The sequence below is a fragment of the Streptomyces sp. genome (genome assembly GCF_036566765.1).
Taxonomy (GTDB): domain Bacteria; phylum Actinomycetota; class Actinomycetes; order Streptomycetales; family Streptomycetaceae; genus Streptomyces.
This window is the reverse complement of record NZ_DATCVQ010000391.1, coordinates 1-12,319: the sequence shown is the minus strand read 5'-3', so window position 1 is coordinate 12,319 and position 12,319 is coordinate 1. Positions and strand designations below refer to the sequence as shown.

General features: G+C 67.6%; 11 protein-coding genes and 3 pseudogenes. 10 read left to right on the top strand and 4 right to left on the bottom strand.

Going from position 1 to position 12,319, the window contains the following annotated elements:
- The 6 genes from VIU94_RS23050 to VIU94_RS23025 all read left to right on the top strand — a co-directional run.
- Positions 1-352, top strand: a 352-nt coding sequence (locus VIU94_RS23050; protein ID WP_331913763.1) for a peptidoglycan-binding domain-containing protein, incomplete at its 5' end; no start/stop codon positions are given.
- A 288-nt stretch (positions 353-640) separates the two neighbouring features.
- A complete protein-coding gene (locus VIU94_RS23045) occupies positions 641-973 on the top strand; it encodes a cupin domain-containing protein (RefSeq protein WP_331913762.1) in 333 nt (110 codons plus the stop codon).
- A gap of 413 nt (positions 974-1,386) precedes the next feature.
- Positions 1,387-2,607 carry a cysteine desulfurase-like protein gene (locus VIU94_RS23040; RefSeq protein WP_331913761.1) on the top strand — a complete coding sequence of 407 codons (1,221 nt, stop codon included), beginning with the start codon at positions 1,387-1,389 and terminating at the stop codon, positions 2,605-2,607.
- A 144-nt stretch (positions 2,608-2,751) separates the two neighbouring features.
- Positions 2,752-3,540, top strand: coding sequence for an SDR family NAD(P)-dependent oxidoreductase (locus tag VIU94_RS23035; protein ID WP_331913760.1), 789 nt, complete (start codon positions 2,752-2,754; stop codon positions 3,538-3,540).
- Between the two features lie 186 nt (positions 3,541-3,726).
- Entirely contained in the window at positions 3,727-4,110 is a 384-nt protein-coding gene (locus VIU94_RS23030; protein WP_331913759.1) for a hypothetical protein, read from the top strand.
- 8 nt (positions 4,111-4,118) lie between these two features.
- Positions 4,119-4,505, top strand: coding sequence for a nuclear transport factor 2 family protein (locus VIU94_RS23025; RefSeq protein WP_331913758.1), 387 nt, complete (start codon positions 4,119-4,121; stop codon positions 4,503-4,505).
- A 91-nt stretch (positions 4,506-4,596) separates the two neighbouring features.
- Here VIU94_RS23025 and VIU94_RS23020 read toward each other — a convergent pair whose 3' ends face one another.
- On the bottom strand, positions 4,597-5,568 hold the full coding sequence (locus tag VIU94_RS23020; RefSeq protein ID WP_331913757.1) for a helix-turn-helix domain-containing protein: 972 nt from the start codon (positions 5,566-5,568) through the stop codon (positions 4,597-4,599).
- A gap of 144 nt (positions 5,569-5,712) precedes the next feature.
- Between VIU94_RS23020 and VIU94_RS44900 the strand changes: the two are divergent.
- Positions 5,713-6,642 (top strand): annotated as a pseudogene (locus VIU94_RS44900) (IS630 family transposase); the annotation flags it as partial.
- 144 nt (positions 6,643-6,786) lie between these two features.
- Here the strand turns inward: VIU94_RS44900 and VIU94_RS23005 are convergent.
- Together VIU94_RS23005 and VIU94_RS23000 are read right to left on the bottom strand one after the other, a co-directional pair.
- On the bottom strand, positions 6,787-7,332 hold the full coding sequence (locus VIU94_RS23005; protein ID WP_331913755.1) for a hypothetical protein: 546 nt from the start codon (positions 7,330-7,332) through the stop codon (positions 6,787-6,789).
- Positions 7,333-7,512: 180 nt separating this feature from the next.
- The gene (locus tag VIU94_RS23000) at positions 7,513-8,073 is read right to left on the bottom strand and encodes a CGNR zinc finger domain-containing protein (protein WP_331913754.1); all 561 of its coding nucleotides are present in this window, start codon (positions 8,071-8,073) and stop codon (positions 7,513-7,515) included.
- A gap of 173 nt (positions 8,074-8,246) precedes the next feature.
- On the opposite strand from VIU94_RS23000, the gene VIU94_RS22995 reads away from it, so the two are divergent.
- Both VIU94_RS22995 and VIU94_RS44760 read left to right on the top strand, forming a co-directional pair.
- Positions 8,247-9,509, top strand: coding sequence for an MFS transporter (locus tag VIU94_RS22995; RefSeq protein ID WP_331913753.1), 1,263 nt, complete (start codon positions 8,247-8,249; stop codon positions 9,507-9,509).
- Between the two features lie 222 nt (positions 9,510-9,731).
- Positions 9,732-10,607, top strand: a pseudogene (locus VIU94_RS44760) (IS5 family transposase).
- Positions 10,608-10,658: 51 nt separating this feature from the next.
- Here the strand turns inward: VIU94_RS44760 and VIU94_RS22980 are convergent.
- On the bottom strand, positions 10,659-11,372 hold the full coding sequence (locus VIU94_RS22980) for an alpha/beta fold hydrolase (protein WP_331913751.1): 714 nt from the start codon (positions 11,370-11,372) through the stop codon (positions 10,659-10,661).
- Positions 11,373-12,133: 761 nt separating this feature from the next.
- Here VIU94_RS22980 and VIU94_RS22975 point away from each other — a divergent pair.
- Positions 12,134-12,319: pseudogene (locus VIU94_RS22975) on the top strand (nuclear transport factor 2 family protein); the annotation flags it as partial.

The following is a 12,319-nucleotide window of genomic DNA, read 5'->3' as shown; positions in this document are numbered from 1 at the left end:
GAGTATTCGACGCATGACCTACCTTCTCGGCGCAGTCGCCGGCGCCGCTGTGATCGCGGCCTCCTCGCTCCCGGCCATGGCCCACGCCCCGGCCCCGACTTCGGCCGCCACTGCCGCAGGCGCTTGCGGCTACTACAGCGGCAACGCGACCACCAGGCGCGGCGACCGGGGCGACCGGGTCAAGGAAGTCCAATGCATCATCAACCTCTGGAACGGCGGCACCCCGCTGCAGGTGGACGGCGTCTTCGGACCACGTACGGAGAGCTGGGTCGTCTACTTCCAGGACGTGCGCGGGCTGCGAGTGGACGGCATCGTCGGACCCGAGACCTGGTCCTCTCTTCGGGCCGTCTGAACACCTCCCGTCACCCGCTCCTGCGCACCGACTCCACAATCGCCCCGGGCTCAGCCTCACCAGGCTGAGCCCGCTGCGGTGGGGAACTGCCGGCCGGCCCCGAGTCACTTCCCCAGTCCACCCCAGCCGTTCGGCAGTGCTGTCAGCGGCGTTTCTCGGCTGACCCGCACAGCTATGGGCACTCACCACGATCGCCTGCGAAGGCCGCAACGCCTATGGCAGGAAAGTACCCACAGGTGTCTTTCTGGACTCTAGGCCGCGAGGGCGGGCGGGAACGATCCTGAGCTCATGAGCGACAGCACCGACTCCACATCCCTCACCACCGTCGTCAACGTCAACGACCTCGAATACAGGCAGGTCGCCCCCGGAATCATGCGTCGGCAGTTGCCGGTCACCGAGTACGCAGGCGGTTGGCTGATCGACTTCGCGCCCGGGACGCAGTGGCCGGCCGTCGACGAGCACTCTGGCGAGGAGCGCTACTACGTGATCAGCGGCGAGGTGATCGAAGGCGAAGAGCGCCACGGCCCCGGAACCTATGTCGTCTTCGCCCCAGGAAGCAGTCACCGGCCGCGGACCGAGATCGGCGCGCAGATGATCGGCTTGTCGATTCTGTCCGACTGACCGCATCAGAAGCACGGACCCGGCTTTCGCCGGTTGGCGTGAGACCGGGCCCGTGCCTGGCACCTGGGCTGGGGCCTGGGAGCCATGCGGCCTTCGTCGACCGTGACGGCGGAGTGATCTGCTCCGCGCCGTCGGCGGCCATCTGGTCCGGTCGCGAGGCGCACGCAGTCGGCGCTTCGCTCTGGAACGAGGAGGCGGCACCCGGAGCCACCTGACCTGGCCTGCTCACCCTGCGCCTCTCCTTCAAAGGCCGACCGCCATCAGCGGCATGTCTGGCCCTGGTGCGGTGCCGGAGTCTCCCCAGCGCGATTCCCAGACCGCTGAAGGCGTTCGCTCTGCCTCCGCCTCGCACCACCGGCCGCGCGCCCCCATGGGCGCGCCGTGCCTCCGTACCCACAGCCGGAGCGTCCACGATGTTCGACATCGACACCGTCCGCACATCCATACCTGCCCTCAAGGCCGGCATCGCGCATTTCGACGGACCGGGCGGAACGCAGACGCCCGCGTCCGTGATCGACGCCATGGCGGAGGCTCTGGCCCAGCCGCTGTCCAACCGCGGCACCGTCACGCCGGGCGAGCGCAACGCTGACCAGATCGTGTCCGGCGGCGCGAGCGAAGCCAGGCGGGCCATGGCCGACCTGCTCGCGGCGGAGGAGTCGGCCATCGTCTTCGGGCGAAGCGCGACACAGCTCACCTACGACTTCGCCCGCACGTTGGCCAGAACGTGGGAACCCGGCGACGACGTGGTCGTCACGCGTCTCGACCACGACGCCAACATCCGTCCCTGGCAGCAGATGGCGGCACGCGAGGGCGTCACGCTGCGGTGGGCGGACTTCGACCCCGAAACGGGCGAACTCGCCGTCGAGCACATCAGCGACGTCCTGTCTGAGCGCACCCGCCTCGTAGCGGTCACGGCAGCCTCGAACCTGATCGGCTCACGACCTCCCATCGCCGCGATCGCTCGCCTCGTCCACCAGGCTGGAGCGCTCTTGTATGTCGACGGCGTCCACTACGCCGCCCACGACACGGTCGACTTCGCGGCGCTGGGAGCGGACTTCTTCGTGTGCTCCCCCTACAAGTTCCTCGGACCCCACGTAGGAGTGCTGGCGAGTCGACCTGCTCTCCTGGACAGCCTGAAGCCGGACAAACTCCTTCCGTCGAGCGATGCGGTACCCGAGAGGTTCGAACTCGGCACACTTCCCTACGAGCTGCTCGCCGGGACACGAGCCGCGGTGGACTACATCGCCGACCTCAGCGCCAAGTCCCCGACCACTCACCGCCGCCGTCGCCTCGTCGCCGCGATGGCCCTCATCAGCAAGCACGAGCAGGTCCTGCGCGCTCAACTCGACGCCGGACTGCTCGAACTGGGTGAAGCGGTCACTTCGCACTCTCGAGCCCAGGAGCGCACCCCCACCACGCTCTTGACGTTCGCGGACCGCGACGCCCAAGACGCCTACCGATTCCTGGCCTCAAGGTCTGTACAGGCCCCCGCTGGATCCTTCTACGCCGTCGAAGCATCGAAGCGATTGGGCCTCGGCAGCGCCGGCGGCCTGCGAGTCGGACTGTCCCCCTACAACGACAGCAGCGACGTCACACGACTGCTCAACGGCCTGCACGACTTCCTCCGCAGCTAGGGCCTGTCCGGCGGATCAGGGTCGCCGCGACCCCGGCCATGATCCGCCGGACAGGCCTTAGCGCAGCCTCCGACCTGGCATCAGGCAGGCCGGGCAGATCGGCCCGCCGACGCTCCTATCGACTGCGCAGACAGGACCTCGCACATGGACACCGAACTCAAGGGGCGTGTAGCCCTCGTCACCGGCGCGTCCAGCGGCATCGGCGCCGCTACCGCCCGCGCGTACGGACGTGAAGGGGCACGGGTCGCCCTCACCTATCGCGGCAGCCGCGAGAAGGCGCTGCAGGTCGCCTCGGCCATCGAGGCCGAGGGGGGCGAGGCGTTGGCGGTGCCTCTGGACCTCGAGGACTTGGGCACTGTGGAGGAGGCGGTGACCGCCGTCGCCGACCACTGGGGCGGTATCGACATCCTCGTGGCCAACGCCGTTCGCTGGAGCAGCGCCGGCCCGCCGGACGCGAGCGTCCGATTCGAGGACGTCCCGCTCGATGAGTGGCAGACCATGATCAATGCCAATCTGGTCGGGGCAGCGGCGCAGGTCCGTGCAGTCCTGCCTGGTATGCGGGCGCGCAATTGGGGTCGCATCGTGCTGATCTCCTCGGGCATCGCCGAGGAGGGCCTGCCGGGTCCGGGCCCGTACGGCACAGCCAAGTCGGGCCTGCACGGTCTGGCTCGAAGCCTCGCCTGGGAAGCCGGCCGCGATGGCATCCTCGTGAATGTCGTGGCGCCCGGCTTCACACTCACGGACAGTCGTCCGCCTGTTCCCCGGGCCGTCATCGACGCACTCGCGTCCCATACCCCCACGCGTCGGCTCTCTTCCGCGGACGACGTTGCCGGGCTTGTGGTGTTCCTCGGCTCTGGAGCCAATGGCAATCTGACCGGTGAGGTCGTCCGAGACGGCTCCTCGGCTGCGCGAGCCCCCAGGCTGATGACCTGATCGGGGTCCTCCGGAACGCGGATTCACCTCTGACGGCAACAGGCGCCTGACGCCGGCAGGTGCCGCTCGGACTGAAGAAAGGCCCACATGACCTCCCGACAGGCTGAGATATCCCTTCGAGGACCTCATCGCGCTCGTTCCATCGCCTTCCGAGGAACCGCGACGGTCCGTGGCTGGATCCTGAAGGTGTACAGCATCAGCGCACACTCCGCTGCCGCGCGTCAGGACCTGATCACCGCGTCGCTGCAGGCGGCTGCTTCCGTGCTGCCCGCGCCTCGCGCGGAAGGCCGCTATGGCATCGGCTTCGTGATCGCGCACGACGCGGCCGACTACTGCTTCACGCTCGTGGACTGGTGGCAGGGAGAGAACGAGATCCATCAGCAGATGTTCTCCGCTCCCCTGGACGAGCCGAGCAGCTTGCGGCATCACGCGTCGCAGGCCATCGGCTGCGTCTGGGAGCTCGCTGTCACCGACTTCGAACGCAGGGCGTGGCTCACCCATGTGCTGACGAATCCGCAGGGCCCGGACGTCGCTGCGTATCTGAACGCAAACTTCGAAGGGACGGTCTGATCGTGGGCATGACGGTTGAGCGACTGGCCCGATTCGGCGATGCGTGGCGACGCAAGGACCTCGACGCGCTCATGGAGTTCATGACCGAGGACTGCGTCTTCCATGCCTCCGTCGGAGCCGAACCCGGAACGACCTTCCGCGGCTCCGACGAGGTACGCAGGGGCTTCGCCCTCATGATGGCCTTCGACGAGGGCTACGAATCCCGGCCCGGCGGCACAGCGTTCATCACCGGTGATCAGGGCGCGACGCAGTGGTCCTACGTCCACACCGACGAATCCGGTGTAGTTCATGAGGTCCGTGGCTGCGACCTGTTCACGTTCGAAGGCGACCGGATCCGCGTGAAGGACGCCTACCGCAAGGTCGACGCGGACATCACGGCCCCCGCAGCCCTCTGACTTATCCCGCCGGAGCGTGCCGACAGCCGCGGCGCGCAGCCAGCGGCGGATCGCCTCAACTGCCTTGCCGTGAGCCCCGGGTACTGGGGGTTCAGACGGACGCGCGCGCGGGCGCCGCGAATGTCCGCCTGTACGCCCCGGGAGTTGTGCCGAAGGCCGTTCTGAAGCGACGTCGCAAGTTGACCGCCGAGGACAGTCCCACTCTGGTGGCGATGACCTCGACCGAGAGGTCCGTCTGTTCCAGCAGAGTGCGCGCTGCGTCGAGTCGCTTCGCGAGCAGCCACTGTCCTGGGCTGATGCCGAGCTGTTCGGCGAAGCGGCGCGCGAGGGTGCGGCTCGACATCCCCGCGTGGTCGGCCATGACGTCAAGGGTCAGGCGGGCGTCCAATCTCGAGACGGCCCAGTCCAGCAGCTGAGCCAGGGATTCGTCTGCTCGGTCCGCTGCGGGAGTCTCACGCACGGCGTACTGGAGCTGGCTGCCCTCGCGGTGAGGGGGAAGGACCATATGGCGGGCGACCTGCGCCGCATAGCCGGCGCCGTGGTCGCCACGAACCAAGTGCAGGCACATGTCGATGCCGGCGCCGCTGCCTGCACTGACGGCTACGTCCCCGTGATCGATGAAGAGAACGTCGGCCTCTACATCGATGTCAGGGAATCTGGCCGCGAGCATTGTCGTGCGCAGCCAGTGGGTTGTGGCTCGGCGCCCGTCGAGGAGGCCGGCCTGGGCGAGGACGAAGGCGCCGGTGCAGATCGAGGCGATGCGCGCTCCGCGGCCATGCGCGACCCGAAGCTCTTCCAGTACCTCGCTGGCCACCGTCCCCCCGGCCGGCTCCCATCCGGGGACGATGATCGTGTCTGCCGTACGCAGGGCTGTCAGGCCCTCTTCGATCAGCACCGAATGACCGAGGGTGGTTTTGACGAGCCCAGGCGTGTGGGTGCACACGACGAAGTCGTAGTACTGAGGGAGGCCAGGCCGGGCCACTCCGAAAACCTCTGCGGCACAGGCCAGCTCGAACGGGGAGTGCGGGTCGTTGAGGAGTGCGACCACCTTGTGGCCCTGCATGGTGCCATCGTATCGGCGGGGCAAGCCGAGCGCCCCGGTGGCGCAGATCACATGGAACTCTCCTGTGTGTCGACAGCGGTTACTGACCTTGAAGGCGGGTTGTCGTAGGGCTGACGGTTGGTGATCGTCGCGTACGCCGGAGGTATGAGGTATCCGCAGGGTGGGGGTCTGACCGCGGAGAGGCAAGCATTCCGTGAGCGGGTCCGGATGGAAGCGGTTGGGATGTTCGCCGCCGGGCGGGGCAGTACCGAGATCGCGAAGGAGTTACGGGTCAGCGTTCGGTCGGTTCAGCGGTGGCGGCGGGTCTGGCGCGGGGCGGGACAGGATGCGTTGCGCTCACGTGGTCCGGCGTCCCGGCCGAGGCTGAGCGATCTGCTGTTCGCCGTGCTCGAGGAGGAGTTGGGGCAAAGGCCCGGTCGCTCACGGCTGGCCGGACCAACGGTGGACGCCGGCCAGGATCAAGACCCTGATCGGCCGGCGCTTCCACGAGAGCATGACGTTGTCGGGTATCTCCCAGATGCTGCGACGGCACGGCTGGAGTCATCAGGTTCCGGCCCGCCGGGCCGTCGAGCGTGATGAGACAGCCGTAGCCGGCTGGGTGAAGGACGTGCGGCCGCACGTGGAACCACCGCGGCGGCGCTCGGAGCCTGGCTCGTCTTCTAAGGCGAAGCCGGATTCTCGATGACGCCGCCGACCTCACGTACCTGGGCGAAACGCGGAACCACTCCAGTCATCCGGGTCCGCGGCCGTTCCCAGCACCGCTTCTCCATCGCAGCCCTGTGCTGCTACACACCCGGCGAACGCTCCCGCCTGGTCCACCGGCCCAAACGGCATACCGATCACAAGAGCGGCGGCCGCAAGAGCTTCGCCTGGACCGAGTACCGCGACCTCCTCATCGCCGCCCACCAGCAGCTCGACGGACCGATCGTCCTCGTATGGGACAACTTGAACGTCCACAAAGACCGCCGCATGCGGGCCTTCATCGACGCGCATGACTGGGTCACCGCCTACCACCTGCCGCCCTACACACCCGACCTCAACCCCGTCGAAGGCATCTGGTCGATCCTCAGCCGAACTTGCCCTGTGCGGCCCGTGCGCCGAAACCCAACCGGCCCGGCCCCGGCAGGCTGCTCGGCTCGAAGAACCGGCACCCCGCCACCCGCTACGACGTGGGCAGAACTGTCGGACGGCCCGAGGCCCTCGCCGAACGCACCCAGGTCAGCCCGTAGAGAATCCGGATCGGTTCTTCGCGATGTTCCGTGTCTTCTTGGTGTTGGCTGACTCGGCGAGCAGGGCGAGTACCGCCGGCGACGTCGACTCCTCGGCGAGGACGCGCTGCATCCAGTCCGTGACCTCCGCCAACGCGGCCGGTGTCGGCACGTGACCGTCCTTGACGGACAGGTAGAACAGCCAGTCGTGGATACGGCGGCGGATGAACTCGCGGTACCCCTCCGCTTTGAGCTGGTCGATCTCCGGCAGTAGTTCGGCCGACCAAACCCGGAACTCGGCAGGACCGGTCACCTTCATCGCGATCCTGTCCACGAGGGCGACTACCGCCGTCTTGGACGCAATCTCGTTGGGGTCGCGCAGGATCGTGGCCACGATCGCGCGGTCTCGGTGGCGGCTCCGCGAGGAAGCGGTCACCGAGACGACGTGTTGGTACGCGGACGATCGGACGTGCTCGTCCGCGACGGCATCGTCGACGTCCACGTCGACGATGCCGGCCCCCGCCAGCAACTCGGCCACATCGGAATGCAATGTCATCGCTTCATCCCTTGTCGCAGGGTTGGTTCTTGGCGGCCTCGGAGGCGGGCTACTGCCGCTCCCGTTCAGCCTGCTCCTCCGCGGTAACTACGGCGGCGCCGCCTTCGCCATCGTGACCTGTGCGATCACCTCGCTCGTCCCGCACGTCAGGTTCAGCCGTAATCAAGGGTGTTGAGCGCATCAGGCTTGGTGGCTCTTCGCCTTCTGTCGAGCGTAGTAAGCGCGGGCGCGGTTGCGGTCGCCGCAGTCCTTCGTATTGCACCAGCGGCGGTTCCGCCGCGGTGATGTGTCGAGGTAGACCCAGCCGCACTTGGCGTCTTCGCATTGGTGGAGGCGGTCGAGGCCGTCGCGCTGCGTGAGAGCAACGAGCCCGCGGACTATGCGATTGCGGGGCAGGGAGAGGTCGACGTCCCGGTCTTGCCATTGCCAGCGGTCGCCTGTGTGGACCAGGTCGGCTGTGGCGATCGCTGCTCGGTACATGCTCGCGAGGCCTGCGGCGGCCTCGGGGTCGTTGCCGAAGAGAGTCCCGTAGGCCCTCTCGCGCGCTTCGATGACCTGTTCCCGTTCCCGCTCGGCCCGGACGTCGTCCCGGCTGGCGCGCTCGAGCAGGGCCGCAGCCTCATCTGTACTGATCAGGCCGGATTCAACGCACCACTCGACGACATCGGAGAAGTTTTTCAGGGCCTCGACGCGTTCGGGTCCGCCGAGCCGCCAGGCAACGGTGTTCACCAGGTCGAGCATGCGGTCACCCGCGATGTGGCCGAACCTCACCATCAGCTCCTCTCGCCGGCGAAGGCACTCGTACCTGCGAGGCGACTCTCACAGGCAAAACCATTATTGCATGTGAGGTGATCCTCTTGGCATCATTCCCAATCAGCCAATCACCCATGAGATCACCGTCCGGGAGTCCACTCGTGCCTGCCGCCAGCCTCCGACCGTTCACCGCACTGTGGGCGTCCCAAGCGTCCTCGAATCTCGCCGACGGGGTGTTGCAGGCCGCCGCACCGCTGCTCGTCGCCACGCTGACCCGTGACCCGCTCGTGGTGGCGGGCATGACCGTGGCGCAGTTTCTGCCCTGGCTGCTCGCCACCCTCCCCGCCGGCGCGATGGCCGACCGCATGGACAGACGCCAGATACTCATCGCCGGGAACTGGCTGCGCGCGGCGGGGTTCGCGCTGCTCGCCCTCGCCCTGGCCAACGGATGGCACCACATCGCACTTCTCTACGCCGCGGTGTTCCTCGCCGGCTGCGCCGAAACAATGGTCGACAACGCCGCCCTGGCCATCCCGCCCCGCCTCCTGCCCCGCGAGAAGCTCGAACGCGCCAACGGCAGACTCTTCGCGACTCAGTCCGTCATCAACACGTTCATCGGACCGCCCGCCGGCGCAGCGTTGTTCGCGCTCGCGGCATCCGCGGCCTTCTTCACCGGTGCCGCCGTGTTCGCCCTCGCCGGCCTGGCAGCCCTGCTACTGCCCGCACTGCGCCCGACCAGCGAGGATCACGAGCACCACCGCCCGAACCCGACCACCAGAACCCAGGACATCCGCTCCGGATGGGCCTACTTCTGGCACCACACCCTGCTGCGCCGCGTCGCGTTCATCTCGGCGGCGATCAACTTCTTCAGCGCGGCCACCGGCGGAGTCCTCGTCCTGCTGATCACCGGCCCGTACCAACTGCCCATGTCGAGCTACAGCCTGTTCATCGCCGTTCCCGCCGCCGGCGCGATCGCCGGCTCACTGCTCGCCGAACACGTCGTGCCCCGCATCGGAGGCGGCCCCACCACCTGGCTCGCTGCCCTCACCCCGGCCGCCGGCTACGCCGTCCTCGGACTGGGCAGCAACACACCCCTGGCCCTGGCCGCCATGTTCGGCGCCGCTCTCGCCAGCTCACTGAACCAGATCGTCGTCAGCACCCTGCGCCAAGCAGCAGTCCCCGACGAACTCCTCGGCCGCGTCACCGCCGCCTACCGCCTGATCGTCCTGGGCGTCGTTCCCCTCGGAGCTCTCACCGGCGGCCTGATCGGACGCGGCCTGGGGATCCGAGCCACCTTCGTCGCCGCGGCCCTCGGACTCACCCTCGCCGCGATCCCACTCGCCTCCCGGGTCACCACCCAAGGCCTCCGCGACGCGGAATCAACCCCCTCGCTCCCCCTCCCGCTTCACACCGGTCCCCGCTGACACCTGCAGCCAGCCACCAGGACCGACCGCTCTCCACGAGTGCTCCTGTACCGCAACCGCTCATGCCCGGAGCCGCGGCAGCGCCGCGTTCGTGTCGTTCGCTCGATTCGGCCAGTAGTCGCGTGGTTCGAATCTGCACCTGATCCATGGCTGGTCCGCGGTGGTTTCACAGAGGCGGCCCACCGGCTCGCCGCCGACCACCATGATCCAGTGTGCTTCGTCCTGCGTCGCCGAGTCCGACATCCCCACCCCTTTGGTTGGATCCGCGAGCATTCTCCGCTGGGGACGAAGGCGGGGCGGCCGCCTGTCTGGCCCCGGCGGCAGTTGATCGACGGCATACGGTTCCGGGTCCGAACGGGCGTTCCGTGGCGGGACGTGCCCGTCGAGTACGGCCCGTGGGGCCGGATCTGCGACTTGTTCCGCCGATGGCAGCGAAACGGCACCTGGCACCGGGTCTTCAGCCGGCTCCAGTACCTGGCTGATGCGAAGGGTGCGATCGTGTGGGATCTGAGCGTCGATTCCACGGTGTGCCGCGCCCATTAGCACGCGGCTGGAGCCCGGAAGCAGGGTGACCTTCAGCAGGAACCGCCGGGTGGTGTCTTCACCGAGCCCCGTGATCATGGACTGGGACGCTCACGCGGCGGGTTCACCACCAAGGTGCACCTGGCCGTCGAGCAGGGCCAGAAGCCCATGTCGATCGTGGTAACGGCCGGGCAGCGCGGCGACTTGCCGCAGTTCGAACCCGTGCTGAGGAAGGTCCGGGTGCCCCGCATCGGGCCGGGCCGGCCGCGCGTCCGTCCTGATCGGGTGCGTGCTGATAAGGCGTACGCCTCCCGCAAGAACCGCGCTTACCTGCGTCGCCGGGGGATCCGCTGCACCATCCCGAACAAGGTCGACCAGGCGCGCCACCGCAAGCAACGCGGCTCTCGCGGCGGCCGGCCGCCGAAGTTCGACCCAGTCGACTACCGTGAGCGCCACGCGGTCGAGTGTGGGATCAACCGCCTCAAGAGGTACCGCGCCGTCGCCACGCGATACGACAAGCTAGCGGTCCGCTATGAGGCGACCGTCCTCATAGCGGCCATCGGCGAATGGCTGTGACCAGCACACATCAAGCGCGTCCAAAACCAGCCCGCAGGCATGGAGGTGCTCTCACTCCACGGCAGCATTGAGGAGAATCTGCGCCAGCTCGCGCGGCTGGGAGAACATCGGCCAGTGGCCGGTGTCCATCTTGACCAGCCGCCAGCGCTTGCTGTTCAGCAGCTCGGCCACATCTTCGTCGGGCTCGGCATCGTCTGGCTCGGCCCCCGGCATCACGCACAGGATGTATGTCGCCGGAAGTTCACCGAGCGGCCCCGCCAGCACAGCGGGCTCGGTCAGAGTGGCACCTGGGTGAGGCGTCGAGCCACGCACGAGGCGTGCGATCTGCTCATCGGTGAGACCCTCGCCGTCGTAATGAGCAGCTGGCGCGAGCGGCCAAAACCCTCCGTTCTCGGCGATCGATGCCTCCACTGCCGCCCCGCCGTCCGGCCAGGCGGAGACAAACGACTCGCCGTCAGTTGGAACACTTGAGTCGACGAATACCACGCGGGCCAGTCGGTCACCGATCCGCTCCGCGGCCTGACCTACCGGGATGCCCGAGTAGCTGTGACCCACCAGGACTACGTCACGCAGACCCTGGCGTTCTACCTCGGCAACGATGTCCTGGACATGAGTCGCTTGCCCCGCCGGTACACCCTGCTTGTCAGCAAGACCGGACAGCGTCAACGGATAGACGCCGTGGCCAGCCGCGCGCAGATACGGCACCACCTCGCCCCACGCCCACGCCCCGAGCCGTGCACCTGCAACCAGCACGAAATTCACCATGCCCGCACCGTAGCCGGGCAGCCTGACGATCTCCTAGAAAATACTTTCGATACACGCCCTGGATCACGGCCGATTCCTTCTCGGTATCGATGAGCGCAGTGAGATCTACCTGGTCGAGGGCTGGGTCGCCAGCTTCGGGGCAATGCCGCACGCCTTTGAGAATCTGATCCTCGGCGTGAGGCCCCGGAGGATCGACGAGAAACACAGGTAGCCGAATCAGACCTGGTGACAGGTCACTTGGCGAGCAGGACGCGTTTGCGGAGGAGCTCGAATCCCGCGCGGCCGAACATCTGTCGCTTCAGCATCTTGATCCGGTTCACGAGGCCTTCAACGACGCCTGAGTTCCAAGGGCGGGAGAGGCCGGCGGTGTCACACCACGCAGCCCCTGTTTGGTCGACTCGACTGGGAAGAACCGCGGCCCACGCCCCCCAGAGAGCCGATCAAGATGGGCGAGGTACTTCTCTACGCGACTGGCCATCAAGCCAGCCTGCACGATCACCCACACGTGGACGCCACCGGGGCGTCACCGGTAACGCTCTGCAACGGGTTCACAGAAGTTGAGCCAGAACCAGAAAACTGGCCCTGGCTCAACTCTTGTGACGGCAGAACTGGGTGTAAGCGTCGTCCGAGGAAGGTGCGCCCCAACTCCACGGGCCGCTCATTACCCCCGAGGTAATCGACCGTCCTGCCTTCCACCTGCAGGATCAGGACACATCGACGGGACCCCCGTCGGGATCCCGCCCGCAGTCACGAGGAGCACCATGACCGTCAAGTTCAGTGCCACCACCGCGAGTTCCACAGCAGAGGCCACCCGGGCCGTCGTGCAGGAGTTCCTTGCCGCCCGACTGGTCGGGGACACAGGGCGGCTCACCGAGCTCTTCGCCGACGAGGTCGACTGGCTGCTCGCAGAGAACCCCGCCGTCCCGTGGATCCGCCCGCGATCCACC

Bases quoted from the DNA above. Each gene is read 5' to 3' on its own strand.
- VIU94_RS23045 (WP_331913762.1), top strand. From the start codon at position 641: ATGAGCGACAGCACCGACTCCACATCCCTCACCACCGTCGTCAACGTC.
- VIU94_RS23040 (WP_331913761.1), top strand. From the start codon at position 1,387: ATGTTCGACATCGACACCGTCCGCACATCCATACCTGCCCTCAAGGCC.
- VIU94_RS23035 (WP_331913760.1), top strand. From the start codon at position 2,752: ATGGACACCGAACTCAAGGGGCGTGTAGCCCTCGTCACCGGCGCGTCC.
- VIU94_RS23025 (WP_331913758.1), top strand. From the start codon at position 4,119: ATGACGGTTGAGCGACTGGCCCGATTCGGCGATGCGTGGCGACGCAAG.
- VIU94_RS23020 (WP_331913757.1), bottom strand. From the start codon at position 5,568: ATGCAGGGCCACAAGGTGGTCGCACTCCTCAACGACCCGCACTCCCCG.
- VIU94_RS23005 (WP_331913755.1), bottom strand. From the start codon at position 7,332: ATGACATTGCATTCCGATGTGGCCGAGTTGCTGGCGGGGGCCGGCATC.
- VIU94_RS23000 (WP_331913754.1), bottom strand. From the start codon at position 8,073: ATGCTCGACCTGGTGAACACCGTTGCCTGGCGGCTCGGCGGACCCGAA.
- VIU94_RS22980 (WP_331913751.1), bottom strand. From the start codon at position 11,372: ATGGTGAATTTCGTGCTGGTTGCAGGTGCACGGCTCGGGGCGTGGGCG.